This window comes from Cellulomonas sp. APG4 (genome assembly GCF_009996735.1).
Classification (GTDB): Bacteria; Actinomycetota; Actinomycetes; order Actinomycetales; family Cellulomonadaceae; genus Actinotalea.
This window is the reverse complement of record NZ_JAACYI010000005.1, coordinates 60,583-81,291: the sequence shown is the minus strand read 5'-3', so window position 1 is coordinate 81,291 and position 20,709 is coordinate 60,583. Positions and strand designations below refer to the sequence as shown.

17 protein-coding genes are annotated in these 20,709 nt (G+C 72.3%); 10 read left to right on the top strand and 7 right to left on the bottom strand.

Going from position 1 to position 20,709, the window contains the following annotated elements:
* The first annotated feature begins 37 nt into the window (after nt 1-37).
* Entirely contained in the window at nt 38-784 is a 747-nt protein-coding gene (locus tag GXB85_RS05850; RefSeq protein ID WP_161916709.1) for an ABC transporter ATP-binding protein, read from the top strand.
* A 5-nt stretch (nt 785-789) separates the two neighbouring features.
* Nucleotides 790-2,691, top strand: a complete 1,902-nt coding sequence (locus tag GXB85_RS05845; RefSeq protein ID WP_237728023.1) for an FtsX-like permease family protein — start codon at nt 790-792, stop codon at nt 2,689-2,691.
* A gap of 135 nt (nt 2,692-2,826) precedes the next feature.
* On the opposite strand, the gene GXB85_RS05840 is transcribed toward GXB85_RS05845, so the two are convergent.
* Entirely contained in the window at nt 2,827-3,561 is a 735-nt protein-coding gene (locus GXB85_RS05840) for a hypothetical protein (protein WP_161916707.1), read from the bottom strand.
* Between the two features lie 175 nt (nt 3,562-3,736).
* Here GXB85_RS05840 and GXB85_RS05835 point away from each other — a divergent pair, with 175 nt between their 5' ends.
* Entirely contained in the window at nt 3,737-4,771 is a 1,035-nt protein-coding gene (locus tag GXB85_RS05835) for an aldo/keto reductase (protein ID WP_161916706.1), read from the top strand.
* Nucleotides 4,772-4,790: 19 nt separating this feature from the next.
* On the opposite strand, the gene GXB85_RS05830 is transcribed toward GXB85_RS05835, so the two are convergent.
* The 5 genes from GXB85_RS05830 to GXB85_RS18775 all read right to left on the bottom strand — a co-directional run bounded on the left by GXB85_RS05830 (nt 4,791) and on the right by GXB85_RS18775 (nt 9,729).
* The gene (locus GXB85_RS05830; RefSeq protein WP_161916705.1) at nt 4,791-5,744 is read right to left on the bottom strand and encodes a carbohydrate ABC transporter permease; all 954 of its coding nucleotides are present in this window, start codon (nt 5,742-5,744) and stop codon (nt 4,791-4,793) included.
* The gene (locus GXB85_RS05825) at nt 5,741-6,697 is read right to left on the bottom strand and encodes a carbohydrate ABC transporter permease (protein ID WP_161916704.1); all 957 of its coding nucleotides are present in this window, start codon (nt 6,695-6,697) and stop codon (nt 5,741-5,743) included. The genes GXB85_RS05830 and GXB85_RS05825 overlap by 4 nt, the downstream gene beginning before the upstream one ends.
* 73 nt (nt 6,698-6,770) lie before the next feature.
* Complete coding sequence (locus GXB85_RS05820; protein WP_161916703.1) at nt 6,771-8,150, bottom strand: ABC transporter substrate-binding protein; 1,380 nt, start codon at nt 8,148-8,150, stop codon at nt 6,771-6,773.
* Nucleotides 8,151-8,349: 199 nt separating this feature from the next.
* Nucleotides 8,350-9,390 (bottom strand): LacI family DNA-binding transcriptional regulator, encoded by a 1,041-nt coding sequence (locus GXB85_RS05815; RefSeq protein WP_370524025.1) that lies wholly within the window; start codon nt 9,388-9,390, stop codon nt 8,350-8,352.
* 186 nt (nt 9,391-9,576) lie between these two features.
* Nucleotides 9,577-9,729 carry a hypothetical protein gene (locus tag GXB85_RS18775; protein ID WP_202627625.1) on the bottom strand — a complete coding sequence of 51 codons (153 nt, stop codon included), beginning with the start codon at nt 9,727-9,729 and terminating at the stop codon, nt 9,577-9,579.
* Between GXB85_RS18775 and GXB85_RS18770 the strand changes: the two genes are divergently transcribed.
* Complete coding sequence (locus tag GXB85_RS18770; protein ID WP_370524024.1) at nt 9,718-9,951, top strand: substrate-binding domain-containing protein; 234 nt, start codon at nt 9,718-9,720, stop codon at nt 9,949-9,951. The genes GXB85_RS18775 and GXB85_RS18770 overlap by 12 nt on opposite strands.
* A gap of 31 nt (nt 9,952-9,982) precedes the next feature.
* On the opposite strand, the gene GXB85_RS05800 is transcribed toward GXB85_RS18770, so the two are convergent.
* Nucleotides 9,983-11,158 (bottom strand): ROK family transcriptional regulator, encoded by a 1,176-nt coding sequence (locus tag GXB85_RS05800; protein ID WP_161916702.1) that lies wholly within the window; start codon nt 11,156-11,158, stop codon nt 9,983-9,985.
* Between the two features lie 181 nt (nt 11,159-11,339).
* Between GXB85_RS05800 and GXB85_RS05795 the strand changes: the two genes are divergently transcribed.
* From GXB85_RS05795 to GXB85_RS05770, 6 genes are all read left to right on the top strand, one after another.
* Nucleotides 11,340-12,644 carry an extracellular solute-binding protein gene (locus GXB85_RS05795; protein ID WP_161916701.1) on the top strand — a complete coding sequence of 435 codons (1,305 nt, stop codon included), beginning with the start codon at nt 11,340-11,342 and terminating at the stop codon, nt 12,642-12,644.
* A gap of 8 nt (nt 12,645-12,652) precedes the next feature.
* Nucleotides 12,653-13,636 carry a carbohydrate ABC transporter permease gene (locus GXB85_RS05790; protein ID WP_161916700.1) on the top strand — a complete coding sequence of 328 codons (984 nt, stop codon included), beginning with the start codon at nt 12,653-12,655 and terminating at the stop codon, nt 13,634-13,636.
* Nucleotides 13,633-14,478, top strand: a complete 846-nt coding sequence (locus tag GXB85_RS05785; protein ID WP_161916699.1) for a carbohydrate ABC transporter permease — start codon at nt 13,633-13,635, stop codon at nt 14,476-14,478. Before GXB85_RS05790 ends, GXB85_RS05785 begins: the two co-directional genes overlap by 4 nt.
* 84 nt (nt 14,479-14,562) lie before the next feature.
* The gene (locus tag GXB85_RS05780) at nt 14,563-16,164 is read left to right on the top strand and encodes a glycoside hydrolase family 66 protein (RefSeq protein ID WP_202627624.1); all 1,602 of its coding nucleotides are present in this window, start codon (nt 14,563-14,565) and stop codon (nt 16,162-16,164) included.
* A gap of 64 nt (nt 16,165-16,228) precedes the next feature.
* Entirely contained in the window at nt 16,229-18,835 is a 2,607-nt protein-coding gene (locus tag GXB85_RS05775) for a glycoside hydrolase family 66 protein (RefSeq protein WP_161916698.1), read from the top strand.
* A 59-nt stretch (nt 18,836-18,894) separates the two neighbouring features.
* The gene (locus tag GXB85_RS05770) at nt 18,895-20,655 is read left to right on the top strand and encodes an alpha-glucosidase (protein WP_161916697.1); all 1,761 of its coding nucleotides are present in this window, start codon (nt 18,895-18,897) and stop codon (nt 20,653-20,655) included.
* Nucleotides 20,656-20,709 lie beyond the last annotated feature (54 nt).

The window sequence follows — 20,709 nt, the reverse complement described above, 5'->3', positions numbered from 1 at the left end:
CGAGACCGACACCAGTCCTCGATCCCAGGAGCCGACCATGGCCACCACGACCACCGAGGTGACGGCCACCGCCGTCCGCCTCGTCGACATCCACAAGACCTACCCGGGCCGCGAGCCCGTCCACGCGCTGCGCGGGGTCTCCCTCGAGCTCGCCGCCGGGTCGGTGACAGCCGTCGTCGGGCAGTCCGGCTCGGGCAAGTCCACGCTGCTCAACTGCGCGGCCGGGCTCGACACCCCCAGCCGCGGGGCCGTCGTCGTCGGCGGCCACGAACTCACCGTGCTGCGGCCCGACGACCTCACGCGGTTCCGCCGCGAGCACGTGGGGTTCGTGTTCCAGGCGTACAACCTGATCGGGCACCTCACGGCGCGCGAGAACGTGCGCCTGCCGCTCGCGCTCGCGGGCCGCGCGGTGGACCTGGTGTGGGAGTCCGCGCTGCTCGAGCTGCTGGGCGTCGCAGACCTCATGGACCGGCTGCCCGGGGAGCTGTCGGGCGGTCAGGCGCAGCGCGTCGCGATCGCCCGGGCGCTCATCACCCGGCCCGCCGTCGTCTTCGCCGACGAGCCCACGGGTGCACTCGACTCGCGCACCGGTGCCGCCGTGCTCGACGTGCTCAGCGAGACCGCGCGCCGGCTCGGCCAGACCGTCGTCGTCGTCACGCACGACGCCACCGTGGCCGCCGCGGCCGAGCGCGTCGTCGTGCTCGCCGACGGCCTCGTCGTGGACCACCTCGAGCGGCCCACCGCCGAGCAGGTCACCGCCCGCCTGCTCGCGAAGGGCCGGTGAGCACCATGTGGCAGCTCGCCTCCACGGGCGTCCGCGCCCACCGCGGTGCCTACGCCGGCACCGCCCTCGTGCTCGCCGTCGCCTCGGCCGTGATCGCCGTCACCGGCGTGCTCTTCGAGTCCGGCCTGCGCACCGGCGCCTCGGGTGACCTTCTCTCCGGTGGACTGCTCATGGCGCTCGCCTCGTCCTACGCGGGCACCGCGCTCGTCGTCGTGGTCATGGTGGTCGCGGCCACCGTGAGCCTCGCCCTGCGGGGCCGCCGCCGGGAGTTCGCGATGCTGCGCGCCGTCGGTGCTACGCCGGCCCAGGTGCGACAGACCGTCACCCTCGAGGTGGCCGCGGTGTCGCTGGTCGCCGCACCGCTGGGTGCGGTCGCCGGGCTCTTCGGCGCCCGGTACCTGGATCCGATGCTCGTGCGGGCCGGCATGGTCGCACCCGACTTCGCCTCGTCCCTCTCGCCCCTGCCGGTGCTCGTCGCGGTGGTGCTGATCGTCGCGACCGCGGTGCCCGTGGGCCGGCTCGGCGCACGGGAGGCGGCCCGGATCGCGCCGACCGCGGCGCTCCAGGACAGCGCCGTCGAGGCGAGCGAGGTGGGCCGGGTGCGACGCCTCTTCGCCCTCGTGCTGACCGCGGGCGGGCTCGCCGCGGCGTTCTCGTCGCTGTGGATCCCGGGCATCGTGGGCGGCGCGACGGCGTCGATCTCGGCCTTCATGCTGGTCGGTGCCGCCGCGCTCGCCGGGCCGGTGCTGGTGGGCTGGCTCTTCGACCGCGTGGCGCGGCTGCACCCGTCGGCCGGCGGCCCGGCCGGGATGCTCGCGGTGCGCAACGTGCGCGGTTTCTCGCGGCGCCTGACGACCGTCGTCGTGCCGCTCGCCCTGGTGGTCGCCACCGCGACCGTGCAGACCAGCGTCAACCAGGCGATCACCACCGCGGCCGAGCAGGAGATCAACGCCGCGGTCACGGCCGACCTGGTCGCGGTGCCGGACGAGCCCGCGGCGGACCTCGCAGCGCAGGTGGCCCAGGTGCCCGGTGTGGCCGCGGCCGTGCCGCTGGCGACCGTCCCGGCCCAGGTCCGCACCGACGGCGACGAGGACCTCGCCTTCGCGAGCGGGCTCGCGTGGGAGGCGGCCGCCGTCCGCATCCTGCCCGCCGACCTCGCGGGCACCCTGGATCCCGACGTCGTCGCGGGCGACCTCGCGGCCCTCGGGACTCCGGACACCGTGGCCGTCAGTAGCGACACGGCGTTCGAGACGGGCGCCGGGGTGGGGGAGACGCTCATCCTGCGACTGGGCGAGGACGAGCTCGAGGCGACCGTCGTGGCGGAGTTCTCGCGCGGCATGGGAGTGGCCGGCCTGGTCGCCGGCCCGGCGACCGCCGAGGCGCACGGGTTGCCCGTGGTCGCCGACACCGTGCTGGTGGACGTGGCGGAGGATGCCGTGGCCGACGACGTCGCGGGGGCGATCGGCGCCCTCGGCGCCACCACGAGCGACGTGCCGGGGTACGCGACGACGGCCACGCAGTCCGCCGGTGGGGAGAACGACATCTCCACCGCGCTGCTCCTGCTGCTGCTCGTGGTGGTGGCGGTGGGCGCGGCGAGCACGCTGGCCCTGACCACCGCGTCCCGCCGGGAGGAGCTGCGCCTGCTGCACCGCACCGGGACCACACGTCGCCAGCTCATGGCGATGACCACGGTCGAGGCGCTCGTCACCGGGGTGACCGCCTGGGCCCTGGGCACGGTCGCGGTGGTGCCCGCGGTGATCGGCGTGAGCGCCGGGCTGCTCGACGGCCCGCCCGTGGTCGACCTGGCGCAGTACGCCGTCGTCAGCCTCGGTGTGGTGCTCCTGGCCCTGGTCGCGACGACGATCGCTGCGAACCGAACCACGCGCCTGGCGACAGCGGTCGCCTAGGGCCTGGCCCTCCGGCCCCTCCGCCGAGTTCGCACCCCCGCATCGAGTTCGCACCGCCGAGAGTGCGGCCTCGATGCGGGCGTGCGAACTCGGCAGTTGGGGGTGGGTCTAGGCCCGCTCACCTGGCTCGGGGGATCAGGTCTTGTCGGGCTCCCGGGGACGGTCGAGGAGCGCTGCGAGGGCCATGAGCGAGAGCCCGAGCGCCGCCGCACCCGCCACCAGGCGCACCTCGAAGGCGAGGTCGGGGACGACGACGTCGGCGCGCTCCCGGACGGCCTCCTCGAGCTCCCTCGCGTACCGGAGCTCGGCGAGTGCCTCGCTCTCGCCCGGCGCCACCGTCGCCGGCGGCCAGGGCTCGTCCGAACCTGGCTCGAGGTGACCGGGCAGGCTCACGAACGGCAGGGCGATGCACAGCAGGCCGAACCCGAGCGCCACGACGGCGACGCGCACGGAGCTGCTGCCGGTCCGGGTGCGTCGCGCGGCCAGCGACGCCAACCACCTCAGACGCTCGCGCACGTTCGCCTGGAGGTCGGTGCCCGTCGTCGGCAGCTCGGGAGTGTGGTCCGTCGGGGGCACCCACGCCAGGTACGTCGTCGCGAAGACGATGGCCAGCCCCAGGAAGAACGGCGTCAGCACGCCACGGACGGGTAGCGGGTTGTCCGTGACGGAGAACACGAGCCCGAGCACGCCGGTGTACAGGGCCGCGATGCCGGCCGCGGCTTGCTGGACGGTGCGAGCTCCCGCGCGCCGGCCCTCGACCTCTGCGATGACCAGCTTCGCCGCCTCGCCGGCGGTCCGCGCCAGATCGTCCAGGTCGGCCTTGATCTCCGACTCGGTGGGTGGTGCAGGCTCTGGTGGTCGCGTCCGCATGTCGACCGCCCCCGTCCTGACGGCTGCTCCCTTCCAGGCCTATGCCGGGATGCGCCCCCACGACAGGGTCGAAGGTCCGGACGCGTCGGATCGGTCGCCGCGACCGCTCCGGTGCTGCACTGTGGACGCAGACGCACGACGCCGTCCTGCGTCCCTCCACCCGATGGAGGTCTCCATGCAGTACCGCACGCTCGGCCGCTCGGGGGCGGTCGTCTCCACCCAGGCCCTGGGCACCATGACGTTCGGGGCCGAGGCCGACGAGGCGACGTCGGGCGACATCATGACCGCCTACGTCGAGAACGGCGGGACCTTCTTCGACACCGCAGACGTGTACAGCGCCGGGGTCTCGGAGGAGATCATCGGCCGGTGGCTCGCCGCCCACCCCACCGAGGCCGCCCAGGTGGTCGTCGCGACCAAGGGGCGGTTCCCGATGGGGGACGGACCGAACGACGTCGGGCTCTCGCGTCGCCACCTGCGCACGGCGCTCGACGCATCGCTGCGCCGCCTCGGCGTCGAGCACATCGACCTCTACCAGATGCACGCGTGGGACGCCCTGACCCCGGTCGACGAGACCCTCGGGTTCCTCGACGAGGCCGTGCGGGCCGGGAAGATCTCGTACTACGGCTTCTCCAACTACCTCGGCTGGCAGCTCACCAAGGCGGTGCACGTGGCCGCGGCGCACGGCTGGTCGGCGCCCGTGACGCTGCAGCCGCAGTACAACCTGCTGGTGCGGGACATCGAGCACGAGGTGGTGCCGGCCTCGCTCGACGCGGGCATCGGGCTGCTGCCGTGGTCACCCCTGGCCGGCGGCTGGCTCAGCGGCAAGTACGAGCGTGACGTGCCGCCCACAGGCAGCACGCGCCTCGGCGAGAACCCGACGCGGGGCATGGAGGCGTGGGAGGCCCGCAACGCCGACGAGCGCACCTGGCGCGTGATCGACGCCGTGCGTGAGGTGGCCGGGGCGCACGACTGCTCGATGTCCCAGGTCGCCCTCGCGTGGCTCGCCGCGCAGCCGGCCGTGACCTCGGTGATCCTCGGCGCCCGCACGGTCGAGCAGCTCGTCGACAACATGGGCGCCGCCGACCTCGAGCTCACGCGCGACGAGCTCGACCGGCTGACCGAGGCGAGCGCGCCGCGCGTCGACGACTACCCCTACGGCAAGGCCGGCGTGCAGCAGCGCCACCGCCCGATCACCGGCGGGCGCGGCTGAGGCTCCCGACCGGCACTCGCTACTTGATCGCGCCCAGGGCCAGGCCGCCCTGCCAGTAGCGCTGGAGCGCGAGGAACGCGCCGATGAGCGGGAGCACGGACAGGAACGCGCCGGTCACGACGAGGTTCCACAGCGTCTCGCCGCCCGCGCCGCCGCTGGACAGCGCCTGCCACTGGGCGAGACCCACGGTGACCGGCAGCAGGTCCGGGCTGCGGACCATGGTCAGCGCGAGGAAGTAGTTGTTCCAGGTCGCGACGACCGTCAGCAGCAGCACCGTGACGAGCGCGGGCCGCAGCAGGGGGAGCGCGACCTGGAAGAACAGGCGCAGCTCGCCCGCGCCGTCGACCCGGCCGGCGTCGAGCATCTCGTCGGGCACCACGTCCTGCGCGTACACGCGCACCAGGTACACGCCCAGCGGGCTCAGCAGCGACGGCAGGATCACGGCCCAACGCGTGTTGACCAGCTCCATCTCGGCCAGCAGCACGAACGTCGGGATGACGAGCGCCGTGAGCGGCACCATGACGCTGCCGAGCAGCAGCGCGAACGCGGCGTTGCGGCCGCGGAAGCGGTACTTCGCGAAGCCGTACCCGGCCAGCAGCGCGAGCACCGTCGCGCCCACGCCCGCGGCGAGCGCGTAGAGGAACGAGTTGCCGAGCCAGGTGAAGTAGATGCCGCCCTGGTAGGTCCACAGCTGTTGCACGTTCTCGACGAACGAGAAGTCGTCGGCGAACCACAGCGGGCTGCTGCTGCTCGCGAACAGGCCCGAGTTGGACTTGGTGGCTCCGACGACGAGCCACCACAGCGGGGTGACGAAGTACAGGACGAGCGCGAGCAGGAACAGGTGGGACCCGACGCGCGAGCTGTGCGGCCCACGTGCGGCGTGGTCCGTCCCGCGGTCCCGACGAGGGCGCCGACGGGCGGTGCGGTCGGTGGGCGGGGCGCCGGCGGCGCCACCGGTCGTCTGGAGGCTCATGAGTTCAGTCCGCTCCGCTTGCGGGTCAGGAACAGGAACAGGTACGAGAACGCGAAGACGATCACGCCCAGGGCGAAGGAGATGGTCGACGCGTAGTTGAACTGCTGGTAGGAGAACGCGAGCCCGTGCGCGTACATGTTGGGCGTGTAGTGCACCGGGATGGCGCCCGCGGCGACGTTGCGCAGAATCGAGGGCTCGGTGAAGAACTGCAGCGTCCCGATGAGCGCGAAGATCACGACCATGACCAGCGCGGCGGAGATCATCGGCACCTTGATGCGTGTGGCGATCTGGAAGCCGCTCGCTCCGTCGATCCGGGCCGCCTCGTAGACGGCCGGGTCGATGCCCCGGAGCGCCGCGTAGATGATGATCATGTAGTAGCCGGCCCACTGCCACGTCACGATGTTCACGAGGCTGTAGAACACCGTGCCCGGCGCGAGGAACCCGGGCGGGGTCGCGCCGAACAGCCCGAAGATGTCCGTCGCCGGCCCGAACCGCGGGCTGTAGAGGAACCCCCACATCAGCGCACCGATCATCCCCGGCACCGCGTACGGGACGAAGATCATCAGTCGTGAGAACCGCGACAGCCGGGTGGCGAGCGTGTCCAGGACGAGCGCCGCGACGAGCGCGACGCCGAGCTGGATCGGCACCATCACGGCGACGAACAGCCCGACGCGCCCGAGGCCGCCGAGGAACAGCGGGTCCGTGAAGGCCCGCTGATAGTTCGCCAGGCCGGTGAAGGACTCGCCGGCCGCCAGGGTGTCCGTGCGCAGGCTCATCCAGAACGCGTAGGCCAGCGGCGCCACGAGCAGCACAAGGAACACGGCCGCGAACGGGGCGAGGAAGAACCAGCCCCAGCGCTGCCGGTTCCGCTCGATCCGTCCCGCCCGTGGCCGTCGCGGCGCACGCGTGGCCGTGCCTGCCCTGCTCACCTCGGTCGACGTCGTCGTCGCCATGTCTGTCCGCCCTCCTCGGGGACGCCGGCCGCCCGGACCGGACGGCGTGCGTCCGGTCCGGGCGGTCCTCAGGTCACTGCGAGACGTCGAAGCCCTGCGCCTCCGCGTAGCCCGCGACGTCGTCCTGCATGTTCGCCATCACGGTCGCGGCGTCGACGCTGCCCTCGACCATGGCCGTGAGCTGCTGCGTGCCCTGGTCGTAGACGTAGGTCAGGAAGGGCGGCGTCGCGAAGCCCTCGTACCCTGCGGCGGCCTCGAGGAACACGTCGTTGTTGATCTGCTGGCCGTCGAAGAACGGGTACTCGAGGTCACGGAAGTAGTCCGACTCGAGGATCGGACGCCACAGCGGGAACAGCGCGGCCTCCTCGATGCCGATCTTCCAGGCCTCCTCGGTACCGAAGATCTCGATCGCGACCTGGGCCGCGAGCTCCGGGTTCTCCGCCTGCTCCGAGACGGCGAACGTCGAGCCACCGATGTTGACCGAGCGCGGCTCCTCGCCCTCCCACTGGGGAAGGGGCGCGGCGCGCCAGACGGCGTCCGCGTCGGCGTCGGACAGCCCCGCGAGGTAGCCCGGGCCCCACGCGGCGGCGACGTACGAGGCGTACGTGCCGTCGACGAGGCTCGCGTTGTAGTCCGCCGTGAACGCCTCGTCGGTGGCGACCAGGTCGTTCTGGACGAGCTCGTTCCAGAAGGCGAGCACCTCGACGGCCTCGGGGCTGTTCATGTCGATGCGGAGGTCGGTGCTGCCCGCCTCGTACTCGAACGGCGCCCAGCCCTTCTGCGCAGCCATCGCCTGCGTGAAGGCCCACCAGTTCGGCGGGAAGTTGGCGATGTAGCCCTCGTACCCGGCGTCCTTGAGCGCCTGCGCGGCGTCCGCGAACTCCTCCCACGTGGTGGGCACCGCGACGCCGTACTCGTCGAAGATGTCCTGGCGGTAGAGGAAGCCCATGGGTCCGCCGTCGACGGGGATGGCGTAGACCTCGTCGCCGGTGCTCACGTCGGACCACGCGCCCTCGGTGTAGTCGTCGGCCACCTCGGCCGCGCCCAGCGGGCCGATGTCCACCAGCGCGTCGCGGATCGTGTACTGCCCGAGGAACTCGGCCTCGATCATCATCACGTCCGGGGCGCCCGAGCCCGCCTCGAGCGCAGTGCTGAACGCCTGGTAGGCGTCGCCGCCCTGGCCCGCGTTGGTCCAGCAGACCTGGACGTCGTCGTGGGTCTCGTTGAACAGGTCCACGACCTGCTCCATCGCCGGGTACCAGGCCCAGACGGTCACCACGGGCGCATCCTCGTTGACGATCGTGTTGGTGCAGGAGCCGGCTGCGCTGCCCCCGCCGCCGTCACCGCCCCCGTCGCCTCCGTCGCCGCTGCCGCACGCGGCGAGCACCGTCGCCGCGCCGAGGACAAGGGCGAGGCCGGCCGTGCGCCGTCCCGCTCGTCGAGTCGTCCGCATCCGAATCCTCCTTGATCCGAGCCCGCGCGCCGTCGCCCGGGGTCGCGTCCCTACGCTTGCCGCGAGTCTTCATCGATGAAGAGCGGCGGTCAAGGTTCGTTACCTCATCGATGCAGGACCCGGCCGAGGCGAGTGCGGGCCGTCACGACCGAGTCTGACCCCGAGACGCGGATCCCGCTCGCGGGCGCCTCGGGGCCCGTCAGGCGGTCGCGACCGCCGTGTCCACGCGCTCGTCGGCACCGGTCGAGCCCCCGGGCACCAGGCGGAACTCGGGGGCGATGCGCGTGGGCTCGCCCGCGACGCCGCGCTTGCGCTCGTCGATCATCCGGACCGCCTCACGCGGGATCTCGGCGCGCCCCGGGTCGATCGTCGTGAGGGTCGGGTTGGAGTAGCGCCCCTCGTCGATGGCGTCGAAGCCCACCACGGCGACGTCGTCGGGCACGCGGAACCCGCGCACCTGGAGCTCGTGCATCGCGCCGAGCGCGAGCGAGTCGTTGAAGCCGACCACGGCGTCGAACCGCACGCCGTCGTCGACGAGCCGGCCGATGGTGCGCGCCCCCGTCGCATGCGTCCAGGCCCGGTTGGTCGGGACCTCGAGCGAGGGGTCGGGTGCGATGCCGGCCGCGTCGAGCGCCTCCCGGTACCCGCGGAAGCGGAGAGGTGCCGAGCCGACGTCCTGCTCCGGGTTGGGGCCCAGCGCGACGACCCGTCGTCGGCCCTGTGCCAGCAGGTGCTCGGTGGCGAGCCTCGCCGCTGCGGTGTTCTGCATGGTCACGTGGTCGATGCCGGGGTGGAAGATGCGCTCGCCGAGCAGGACGAGCGGGTAGGGCACGTCGAGCAGCGCCTCGTCACCCGGTCCCAGCGCGAGAGGGCTGTAGATCAGGCCGTCGGTGAGCGTGCGCCGCTCGCCCGTGAGCACGTCGAGCTCGAGGTCCCGGCGCCCGCCGTGCTGCTCGATGATCACGGTGAGCCCGCGCTCCTCCGCCGCGGTGATGACCTGGCTCGCGAGCTCGGCGAAGTACGGCACGCTCAGCTCCGGCACCGCGAGCGCGATGAGGCCGCTCCGTCCCGTGCGCAGGCTCCGGGCGGACGTGTTCATCCGGTAGCCGAGGTCGGCGATCGCCGCGAGCACGCGGTCGCGGGTCTCGGGGCGGATGTACGGGTAGCCGTTGACCACGTTCGACACGGTCTTCGCCGACACCCCGGCGCGCCGGGCGACGTCCTGCATCGTGACTGCCACGGGGACTCCTCTCGCGGGCAGGCTACCCGTCCCGGTGTGCGGGGCCGGGCTCTCGCCGAGTTCGCACTCGCGCACCGAGTTCGCACTCCCGGCTGTGCGAACTCGGTGCGGCAGGACGAACTCGGCGCGGGCGCAGTGCGGGGCGCGAGCACGCGTCGTCGGGCCCGTGCCCGTGACGGCTTCCGGTCAACCCTTGACCGCGCCGGCCATCACGCCCGCCACGAGCTGCTTGCCGAGGACGGCGAACACCACCAGCAGGGGAAGGGCCACGGCCAGCACGCCGGACACCACCGGCGCGTGGTCGGCCGTGAAGGCGCCCCGCAGGGGGTGCCCGATCACCTGAGCATCGTCGGCTTCGACGACACCCCGCAGGCCGCCTGGACCACGCCACCGCTCACGAGCGTCCACCAGCACCTCGACGGCATGGGGCGCATGGCCGTGCAGACCGTGCTCGCCATGGCGGCAGGCACCGAGCCCGCGTCCCGGCACGTCGAGCTCGCGACGTCGCTCACCCTCCGCGCCACCACAGGCCCGGTGCCGGTGGCAGCTGTCGACGCCTGACGGGGGCGGGCGCGCTGGCGCCGGCGGCAGGTCAGGACGCCTGACGCCCCCGTGCGAGGACGGTCTCCTGGATCGCGACGGCGGCGGCGCCACGCGCCCAGATCGTCGGGTCGTCCTCGAGCACCGAGACATCGAGCGGCGACGCCTCGGGGAGGCGGTTGCTCGCGATGCCCGCGTCCAGGCGCTCCCGGCCGACGACGGCGAGCCGGATGCCCTCACCGGTCAGGATGATGCGGCGGGGCTGCACGATGTTGGCCACCGCGGCCACGAGCGCGCCGAGCGCGTGCGCCGAGTTCCCGATGATCTGGTCGGCTGCCGGGTCGCCGTCCGCCGCGAGGTCGAGCACCTCGTCGTACGTGAGCGCACGTCCTAGCGCGAGGGAGGCGTGGACGCGGATGGCGTCGGTGGTGAGCAGGGCGTTCGAGCACCCGCGGTGGCCCTCGGGACACGCGGGACCGAGGGGGTCGAGCGGGAAGTGCCCGAGGAGCCCGAGGCCGGAGTCCGGTCCGGTGACGAGGGCGTCGTGCACGACGACGCCGAGCCCGACGCCGGCGCCTATGGTGACGACGGCGAAGTCGTCCACGTCCCGACCGGCGCCGAACCACCGCTCGGCCTCGGTCAGGGCGTCGAGGTCGTTCGAGATGACGGCCGGGATGCCGATCTGCTGCTCGATCAGGTCCGCCAGGTCGACCGCGCCCCAGTTGAGGAAGGGCGCGCGCAGCACGTGCGCGTTGTCGCGGACCACCCCGCCGAGGCCGACGCCGATCGCGGCGGGCCCGGCTCGTCCGGCGGTGAGCCGGGTCACGAGAGCGGTGAGCGCGTCGACGACCCGATCGGGGGCGTGCTCGTGCAGGGGTAGGTCCATCGCCGTCTTGATCCCGGCGCGCAGGTCCGTCAGGACGCCGTGGGCGTGCGAGCCCGTGAGCTTCACCCCGACGAAGTGCTGGACGTCGGGGTCGAGGTCGAGCGGCTGAAGTGGTCGGCCGCCGTTGCGCGCCGCGGTGTCCTCGGACTCACGCAGCAGGCCCATGTCGAGCAGCGGTTTGCTGAGGCGGGTCAGGCTGGGCGTCGAGAGCTCGAGGCGCTGGGCCAGCTCGGTGCGCGCCAGGGGCCCGTGGAGCAGCACCTCGAGGGCGACCCTGCGCGCCGTCGGCGAGAGGGTGCGCCAGGGCGAAGGCGTCGTCGCCTGGTCCGTGTCTGAGCTCACGGCGACAGCATAGTGTCGTAACGGAACCGTTATCCAGAGTTTCGCTCCGAAGAAAACCAGGCCGACGGCCTGTTGACAGGTTGCCACGACCTTGCGTTAGTGTCGCAACGAAGAAAACCCACAGAGTCCGGGCGGCTGACCGCTGCCCGGCCGTGCGACGACGATGTCACAGGAGGCTGGGATGAGAAGCAGCAGGGCAGCGTGGGGAGCCGGTGTCGCCGTGCTCGCGCTGGGGCTCAGCGCGTGCGGGGGTGAGGCCGACGGCTCGGGGAGCGGTGGTGAGCCCATCGCCGAGGCGGGTGCCGGCGAGCTCAGCGGGACCGTGACCTTCTGGCACGCGTACAGCGCCGACTCTCCCGAGGTACGCACGCTCGAGGACAGCATCATCCCTGCGTTCGAGGAGGAGCACCCCGACGTCACCGTGGAGTCCGTGCCCGTCCCCTACGACGACCTCCACCAGAAGCTGGTGACCGCAGTGGCCGGTGACGCCCTGCCGGACCTCGTGCGCTCGGACATCATCTGGGTGCCCGAGCTGGCCGACCTCGGCGTGCTGGTGCCCCTGGACGAGGAGATGCCGGACTTCCAGGAGTACGCGGACCAGATGTACGAGGGGCCGCTCGAGACGAACCTGTGGCAGGGCAGCTACTACGGCCTGCCGCTCGACACGAACACCCGCGTGCTCATGTACAACCAGGAGGCGCTCGACGCGGCCGGGGTCGACGGGCCGCCCGAGACGTTCGCGGACATGCGCGAGATGGCGTCGGCCTTCGCCGACGACGGGCGCTACCTCTTCGCCGACAACGGGACGAGCGGCTGGAACGTGCTGCCGTGGATCTGGAGCGCAGGCGGGGACATCACCGACGCCGACGTGACCACGGCCACCGGCCACCTGGACAGCCCGGAGTCCGTCGCGGGCGTCGAGCTCCTCGTTGACCTCTACGAGCAGGGTGCGATCCCCGATCTCATGCTGGGGGCCGAGGGCGGGACCCAGACCTCGGACGGCCTGCCCGCGGGCGAGTACGCGACCATCCTGGACGGGCCCTGGATGTTCCCGATCTTCGAGAGCCAGTACCCCGACTTCGACCTCATGACCGCGCCGGTGCCGGCAGGCGACGGGGGCAGCGTCTCCGTCGTCGGCGGTGAGTCGATCGTCCTGACGCAGGCCTCCGAGAACAAGGCCGCGGCGGCCGAGTTCCTCCGGTTCCTGCTCTCCGAGGACGTCCAGCTCGAGCTCGCGGCCGTCGGGCAGATGCCCGTGCTCAGCTCTCTGGCCGAGCAGCTCCCGGAGGTCCAGCCCTACTACGCCCCCTTCGTCGAGCAGGTCGAGAACGCCCGTCCCCGCCCGCCCACACCGGCGTGGCCGCGTGTGGAGGAGGTCCTGTCGCGCGAGGTCCAGCTCGCGCTCCGCGGGGAGAAGACCGCCGAGCAGGCGCTGGGTGACGCGGCCACCGAGATCGACGGGCTGCTCGCCCAGTACGCCGGCTGACCGACGCCATGACCACCACCACCACGCCGTCCCGTCCGCCCACCGTGGCGCCGGGGAGGGCCGTGGGCCGCCGGCGGACCCGGGGCGCACCCGGGTCCGCCGCGCGGAGGCGTGCCGCCGTCGCCGGGTACGCCTTCGCGCTGCCGGGGTTCGCGGTCTACGCGCTGATCATGCTCTACCCGGCCGTGCAGGCGCTGCTCATCAGCCTGCGCGACTACGCGATCACGCCCGGGGCGCCGAGCCCCTGGGTCGGGCTGGAGAACTACGCCCGCGCGCTCGAGGACCCCGTGCTCCTGAGGTCGTTCGTCAACGCCGGGTTCTACATGGTCGCCACCGTCCCGGCGCAGGTGGTCATCGGCCTCCTCCTCGCCGTCCTGCTCGATGCCAAGCTGCCGGGTCGCACCCTGTTCCGCGTGCTCTTCTACCTCCCTGTGGTCACGAGCTGGGTCGTCGTCTCGCTGCTCTTCCAGTACCTCTTCGCGACCGACCGCGGGGTCGTCAACTGGCTGCTCGTCGACGTCACGGGCCTGTTCGACGGTGACGTCGCCTGGTTGGGCGAACGCTGGCCGGCGCTGGTGGCGATCTCCGTGCTGGGCATCTGGAAGGGCGTCGGGTGGTCGATGATCATCTTCCTGGCGGCGTTGACCGGGGTCCCGCGTGAGCTGCACGAGGCTGCCGCGCTGGACGGCGCAGGTGCGATGCGGCGCTTCCGCTACGTGTCGCTGCCCTTCATCCGCGGGACGCTCTCGACGGTCCTGATCCTGCTCGTCATCGGAAGCTTCAACGTCTTCATCTCCGTGCTGCTGATGACCGGGGGCGGGCCGCTGGACCAGACGCAGGTCCCGCTGACGTACATGTACCGCCAGGCCTTCACGTTCCTCGACTTCGGGTACGGCTCGGCGATCTCGTTCCTGCTCACGCTCGTCGTGCTCGCGCTCGCAGCGCTGCAGTACGGCATCACCCGCCGCAAGGCATCGGAGGTGGACGGATGATCACGGGCTCCACGAGGCGCCGCTGGACCGTCACGGCGGCTCGCTACGGCGCACTCGTCCTCGCCGCCGCGGTGCTGGCGCTGCCGTTCGTCTACATGGTCTCGACGTCGCTCAAGCCGCGCACCCTCCTGCTCGAGTACCCGCCGACCCTCGTCCCCGCGGACCCGACCCTCGCCAACTACGCGACCGCGTGGGGCGCGAACAACTTCGGGCGGTACTTCCTGAACTCGGCGAGCGTCGCGCTGGCGACGACGGTGTGCACGGTCCTGCTCGCGTCGATGATGGCCTACAGCTTCGCGAGGTTCCGCTACCCCGGCAGGGGCGTGCTGTTCGCGACCGTCGTCCTCGGGCTGACCATCCCGACGATGCTCCTGATCATCCCGCAGTTCCTCCTCGCGAAGGACCTCGGGCTGATCGACTCGCTTCCCGGCCTCGTGCCGTTCTACGTCGGCACCCAGCTCGCCTTCACGACGTTCCTGCTGCGTGCGTTCTTCGAGCGCATCCCGAGAGAGCTCGACGAGGCGATGCTCATCGACGGCGCCGGTGCGTGGCGTCGCTACTGGAACCTGGCCCTCCCGTTGTCGAAGCCCGCGCTCGCGACCACCGGGATCTTCGTGTTCCTCGGCAGCTGGGACGAGTTCGTCTGGGCCCTGACCGTGATCAACGACGTCTCGAACCGGACCTTGCCCATCGGCATCGCCCTGTTCCGGGGGCAGCACGGGACGAGCTGGGGACTGGTCTTCGCCGCGTCGGTGATCGCGGTGCTGCCGGTGGTCGTGGTCTACGTCCTCTTCCAGCGCCACATCGTCTCGGGACTGACCAGCGGCGCTCTCAAGGGCTGAACGCCGCACCGACACCGCACGCCCGACCCACCCCGGCCGCCGCATGCCCGCGTACGGCCCCACGACCACCGGAGGACCGCAGCCGTGAACCTGCCCGAGCTCGCGCTGGAGCTCCTGCCCGAGCGCTCCACCACCGTGCCCGACGACGCCGTCGTCGTCGAGGTACGGGGCATGACCAGGCCTGGCACCGTGACCGTGCACCACCTGGGGGAGGAGGTGCTGCGCCGCGAGGTACCGCCCACCGGACGCATCGACCTGGGGGCGCTGCCCGCCGGTGGGTACGGGGTCGAGCTGCGCTGCGGTGACGGGGTCGCACGGACGGCCGTCGAGGTGACCGCCGACCCGCGGGCCCGCCTGCGCTACGGCTTCGTGGCGTCGTACCGGCCGGACCGTGACCCGACGGGACTCGCCGACACGGTGCGGCGGCTCCACCTCACCGGCGTCCAGTTCTACGACTGGGCCTACCGCCACGCAGACCTGGTGGGCGGCGGCGAGGAGTACCGCGACGCACTCGACCAGCCGATCTCGCTGGCGACCGTGCGGCGGCTGGTCGCCGCGGTGCAGGGGGCAGGGGCCGACGCCCTCGGCTATGCCGCGGTGTACGCCGTGGGGCCCGAGGAGTGGCCGACCTGGGAGCACGCGGCCCTGGTCCACAGCGACGGGACGCCGTGGGCGCTCGGTGACTTCCTCTTCCTCGTCGACCCGGTGGACGCCGGGTGGCTCGAGCACCTGTCGACGGACCTCGCGGCGTCCGTCGAGCAGGTGGGCTTCGACGGGTTCCACCTCGACCAGTACGGGTACCCGCGGCTCGCCGTCCGGCGCGACGGCACGCGCGTGGACGTCGCGGAGTCCTTCGTCGGGATGCTCGACGGCCTCCGGGCAGCGCTGCCGACGGCGCGACTGGTCTTCAACAACGTCAACGACTTCCCGACCTGGCGCACGGCGTCCGCGCCGCAGGACGCCGTCTACATCGAGGTGTGGGAGCCGCACGTCACGCTGGGCGACCTGGCGAGGGTCGTGACGCGGGCCCGCCACGAGGGCCAGGGCAAGCCCGTGGCGATCGCCGCGTACCAGCACGTCTACAGCGCCGCGCCCGCGACCGAGGCCGACGTCGCGACGGCGCTGACCATGGCCACCCTGTACTCGCACGGGGCGACACAGCTCCTGGCGGGTGAGGACGACCGGGTGCTCGTCGACCCCTACTACGTGCGGAACCACCCCGTGGAGCCGACGACGGCCCAGATGCTGCGCCGCTGGTACGACTTCCTCGTCGAGCACGACGAGATCCTCATGGCGCCGGGCGTCACGGACGTCACCGGCGCCTGGCTCGGTGCGTACAACGAGACCGTCGAGGTCACGCACGGCGACGTGCGCGCCTCGACCATGCCCGAACCGGGTGCCGTGTGGACACGCGCGACCGAGGTCGACGGTCGCCTGGTGCTGCACCTCGTCAACCTCGCGGGGCAGGACGACACGCTCTGGGACGGCCCCAAGCGGCCTCCGGCGGCCGTGGGGTCCGGGGTGCTGCGCGTGCGCCGGGTGGGCGCCACCCTGCCCCGTGTCCGGGTCGCGGACCCGGACCGCTCGGCGCGTCTGGTGGACGTGGCCGTGCGCGCGGACGGCGACGTCGCCGTCGCCGAGCTGCCCGAGCCGCACGTCTGGCAGGTCGTCGTCGTCGACTGGTGAGACTCCGGCCCCGCGAACCCGCGGGACCGCCCGACCGCGGCAGGTCATGACACGAGGGAGTGACATGAGACGGAAGCACAGGACGGGCCGCGCGATCGCGGTCGCCACCGCCGTGACGGCGGTCGGGGTCGCGACGGTGACGGCGCCGTCGGCGGCCGCCGCCGCGGACGGCGAGGTCGACGTCGTCGAGGCGTACGTCGACCTCGCCCGGTACGAGCCGGGCCAGCCGGCGCAGGTGGACGCCGTGCTCAGCGACGACGACGGCTGGAGCGGTGCGGTGTCGTTCACGCTGAGCCACCTCGGCGAGGTCGTGCAGACCGGGAGCGTGAACGCGTCCGTGCCCGCGGGCGGGACGACCACCGCGACGTGGAGGGTCACGCCGCCGAGCACCGACTTCACCGGCTACCTGGTGGAGGTCGAGGCCGGTGGTGACGCGACGACGACGGCGATCGACGTGTCGAGCGACTGGACCGTGTTCCCGCGCATGGGCTACCTGCACGACTACGGGCCCGACGTGACGGCCGCGGAGCGAGCCGAGGAGCTGGACACCCTGGTGCGCCGGTACCACCTCAACGCGCTGCAGTTCTACGACTGGATGTGGCGGCACGAGAAGCCGATCGAGCGGGACGCCGCCGGTGACCCGGTGAGCACCTGGACGGCGTGGAACGACGACGTCATCGCTCCGCAGACGGTGCAGGACTACATCGCCGACGCCAACCAGCGGGGCGTCGCGGCGCTGCCGTACACCATGAGCTACGCGGCGCTCGAGGGCTTCGAGGCCCACGGCGTGGACCCGGCGTGGCGCCTGCAGTACGCCGACACCGGGGCCGACTGGAGCTTCCAGATGATCCAGGACCGGCCGGACACCGTGCTGCACCTCATGAACCCGGCCGACCCCGGCTGGCGGGACCACATCACGGCGGAGTACCTGGACCAGGTCACCACGATGGGCTTCGACGGGACCCACCTGGACCAGCTCGGCAACTGGGGACGCAGCGTGCCCGGTGGTGAGACGGACGGCGGCATGCAGGACGTCTCCGGGCAGCGCGTGGACCTGCCCGGCGCGTTCGCGGCGCTCGTGGACACCACCGCGGCGGTCACGAGCGGGACGAAGGGTCCGGTCGTGGGCTTCAACGCCGTCGACGGGTTCGGCGGCGAGGCGCTCGCCGCGTCGCGCAGCGACTACCTCTACACCGAGCTGTGGGAGAACCACGAGACGTACGCGCAGGTCCAGCAGTACCTGGACGCCCAGCGCGACGCGTCGGGGGGCAAGCCCGCGGTGGTCGCCGCCTACGTCAACAATCACTCCAACACGGGGCTGCGGGCCGAGGCGGAGGACGGCGTGCTCGGCGGAGACGCCGCGGTGGACTCCGACCACGCGGGCTTCACCGGCAGCGGCTTCGTCGACCAGTTCGGTGCCACGGGTGACGAGGTGACGGTGACCGTGACCGTCCCGGAGTCGCGCAGGTACGGCCTCGTGGCGCGATATGCCAACGGGACGCCGCAGGTCGCCATGCGCACGGTGAGCGTGGACGGCGTCGAGGTGGGCCGCTGGCGGCTGCAGAGCGGCTCGGGCTGGGACGACTGGCGTGTGGACGGCGGGTTCGCCGCGTACATGGAGGCGGGCACGCACACGGTCACGGTCTCCGTGGAGCCCGACGACACCGGCTACATCAACCTCGACAGCATCACCCTGGGGACCTTCGACACGACGTCGGCGAAGCTCGCGAACGCCGCCTTCGCGGCGTCGGGTGCCACGCACATCGAGATGGGCCAGGGCGACCAGATGCTCTCGGCGCCGTACTTCCTCGACCACTCGAAGCAGATGTCGGTCGAGCTCGCGGTGTGGCAGAAGACGTACTACGACGTGATCACGGCGTACGAGAACGTCCTCTTCGGCCCGACGCTGGAGTCCTCGGACAACGCGGTCGAGGTCGCGGGGCGCCCGGCGAGCGACGACGGCACCGGCGGCACCGTGTGGGCCTCGGCGATGCGCACGTCGTCGCACGACGTCGTCCACCTCGTCAACCTGCTGGGGAACAGCGGCACCTGGCGGGAGGGCCCCAAGAACCCCATCCCGACGCAGACCGACGTCCCGGTGACGTACTACCTCGACGACGGCGTGGCTCCACGCGCCGTGCGGGTGGCCAGCCCGGACCGGGACAACGGCGTGAGCGCGACGCTGCCGTTCACCGTCGGGAAGGACGCCGGGGGGCGGTTCGTCTCGTTCACGGTGCCGGAGCTCGACGCCTGGAGCTTCGTCTACCTGGACCGCAGCGCCGACACGACGTCCCCGGGCAACGTGGTCGGCTACGCCGGCAAGTGCCTCGACGCCGCCGGCGGCAGCGCTGCGGACGGGACGGCGGTACAGCTCTGGGACTGCGCGGGTGTGCCCGCCATGCAGTGGGACCGTGACGCCGGGCGCCTCACCGTCCTCGGCACGTGCCTCGACCTCGAGGGTGGCGGGACGGCCAACGGGACCCTGGTCCACCTGTGGAGCTGCCACACCGGGGCGTCCCAGCAGTGGGAGCACACCCCCGACGGGCAGTACCGCAACCCCGCGTCCGGGCGCTGCCTCGACGTGGTGCAGGGGCTGAGCGCGAACGGCACCCGGCTGCACCTGTGGGACTGCCACGGCGGCGTCAGCCAGCGCTGGAGCCTGCCCTTCTGATCCGACCGTGGTGCGGGCCGGCAGGTGGGCCGGCCCGCACCACACGACCGAGGAACGAGATGACGACGAGCCCTGCTTCCAGCCTGACGCCCCTGACCCCGGACCCCTCGACGCGCTCCTGGTGGCGCTCGGCGGTGGTCTACCAGGTCTACCCCCGCAGCTTCGCCGACTCGGACGGCGACGGCGTGGGTGATCTCCGTGGTCTCACGTCACGGCTCGGTCACCTCGCGCGCCTCGGGGTCGACGTCGTCTGGCTGTCGCCGATCTACCCGTCGCCCGGCTCGGACAACGGCTACGACATCAGCGACTACCGGGCCGTCGACCCGGCCCTCGGCACGCTCGCGGACTTCGACGAGATGCTCGCGCAGGCCCACGGCCACGGCATCCGCGTGATCCTCGACCTCGTGGTCAACCACACCAGCGACGAGCACCCGTGGTTCGTGGAGTCACGCTCGTCGCGGGACAGCCCCAAGCGCGGCTGGTACTGGTGGCGCCCGCCCCGGCCCGGCCTCGCGGTCGGGGAGCCCGGTGCGGAGCCGACGAACTGGGAGTCCTTCTTCTCGGGACCGACGTGGACCCTCGACGAGGCGACGGGGGAGTACTACCTGCACCTGTTCCACGCCAAGCAGCCGGACCTGAACTGGGAGAACCCCGAGGTGCGCCGCGAGGTGCACGCCGTGATGCGGTGGTGGCTCGACCGAGGGGTCGACGGCTTCCGCATGGACGTGATCAACCTGATCTCGAAGGACCCGGCGCTACCGGACGGCCCGCCGAACGGTCGCGGGGCGCTGGGGGACGGGTTCGAGCACTACGGCACCGGCCCCCGGGTGCACGAGTTCCTCCAGGAGATGCACCGGGAGGTCTTCGAGGGACGCGGCGCGGAGCTGCTGACGGTCGGGGAGATGCCGGGGGTCACGGTCGAGGAGGCGGCGAGGTTCACCGACCCGGCAAGACGCGAGCTGTCGATGGTGTTCCAGTTCGAGCACGTGTCGCTCGACCACGGGCCCGCGGGCAAGTTCGATCCCGTGCCGCTCGACCTCCGCGACCTCAAGGCCTCGCTCGGGCGGTGGCAGGCGGGGCTGGCCGACCGCGGCTGGAACAGCCTCTACCTGTGCAACCACGACCAGCCGCGCGCCGTCTCGCGCTTCGGGGACGCGCAGCGGTGGTGGCGCGAGTCCGCGACCGCGCTCGCCACGGTGCTGCACCTGCACCGCGGCACGCCGTTCGTGTACCAGGGGGAGGAGCTGGGGATGACGAACGCGCCGTTCGCGTCGATCGCGTCGATGCGTGACGTCGAGGCGGTGCGCCACCACGCCACGGCCGTCGCCCTCGGCCAGGACCCGGACGTCGTGTGGCGCGGGCTGCTCGCCATGGGCCGGGATCATGCGCGCACGCCGATGCAGTGGGACGGCTCTCCGCACGCGGGGTTCACCACCGGTGAGCCCTGGCTCGAGGTCAACCCCAACCACGCCTGGCTCAACGCGGCGGCGCAGTACGACGACGAGGCCTCCGTCTTCCACCACTACCGCCGCCTCATCGAGCTGCGGCACACCCTTCCCGTGGTGGTCGACGGCGACTTCACGATGCTGGTGGCGGATCACCCGACGGTGTACGCGTTCGTCCGCCGCCTCGACGACGAGACCTTGACCGTGGTGGCGAACCTCAGCGGTGCGCCGGAGGACGTGCCCGAGGAGGTCCTGGAGGCAGGTGCCGGGCCAGGGGACATGGTCCTGGCCAACTACGTCGAGCCGGGGCCGACGGCGACGCTGGCACCGTGGGAGGCGAGGGTCTACCGAGCGGCGGGGGCCGCGACGCGCTAGGCCAGGCCGGCTGACGAGCTGCGGCCCACCAGCGCGCCCCCCTCCGCCAGGATG

What these genes read in the sequence shown, in the direction of transcription:
- GXB85_RS05850 (WP_161916709.1), top strand. Translation starts at nt 38, where the DNA reads ATGGCCACCACGACCACCGAGGTGACGGCCACCGCCGTCCGCCTCGTC.
- GXB85_RS05845 (WP_237728023.1), top strand. Translation starts at nt 790, where the DNA reads ATGTGGCAGCTCGCCTCCACGGGCGTCCGCGCCCACCGCGGTGCCTAC.
- GXB85_RS05840 (WP_161916707.1), bottom strand. Translation starts at nt 3,561, where the DNA reads ATGCGGACGCGACCACCAGAGCCTGCACCACCCACCGAGTCGGAGATC.
- GXB85_RS05835 (WP_161916706.1), top strand. Translation starts at nt 3,737, where the DNA reads ATGCAGTACCGCACGCTCGGCCGCTCGGGGGCGGTCGTCTCCACCCAG.
- GXB85_RS05830 (WP_161916705.1), bottom strand. Translation starts at nt 5,744, where the DNA reads ATGAGCCTCCAGACGACCGGTGGCGCCGCCGGCGCCCCGCCCACCGAC.
- GXB85_RS05825 (WP_161916704.1), bottom strand. Translation starts at nt 6,697, where the DNA reads ATGGCGACGACGACGTCGACCGAGGTGAGCAGGGCAGGCACGGCCACG.
- GXB85_RS05820 (WP_161916703.1), bottom strand. Translation starts at nt 8,150, where the DNA reads ATGCGGACGACTCGACGAGCGGGACGGCGCACGGCCGGCCTCGCCCTT.
- GXB85_RS05795 (WP_161916701.1), top strand. Translation starts at nt 11,340, where the DNA reads ATGAGAAGCAGCAGGGCAGCGTGGGGAGCCGGTGTCGCCGTGCTCGCG.
- GXB85_RS05790 (WP_161916700.1), top strand. Translation starts at nt 12,653, where the DNA reads ATGACCACCACCACCACGCCGTCCCGTCCGCCCACCGTGGCGCCGGGG.
- GXB85_RS05785 (WP_161916699.1), top strand. Translation starts at nt 13,633, where the DNA reads ATGATCACGGGCTCCACGAGGCGCCGCTGGACCGTCACGGCGGCTCGC.
- GXB85_RS05775 (WP_161916698.1), top strand. Translation starts at nt 16,229, where the DNA reads ATGAGACGGAAGCACAGGACGGGCCGCGCGATCGCGGTCGCCACCGCC.
- GXB85_RS05770 (WP_161916697.1), top strand. Translation starts at nt 18,895, where the DNA reads ATGACGACGAGCCCTGCTTCCAGCCTGACGCCCCTGACCCCGGACCCC.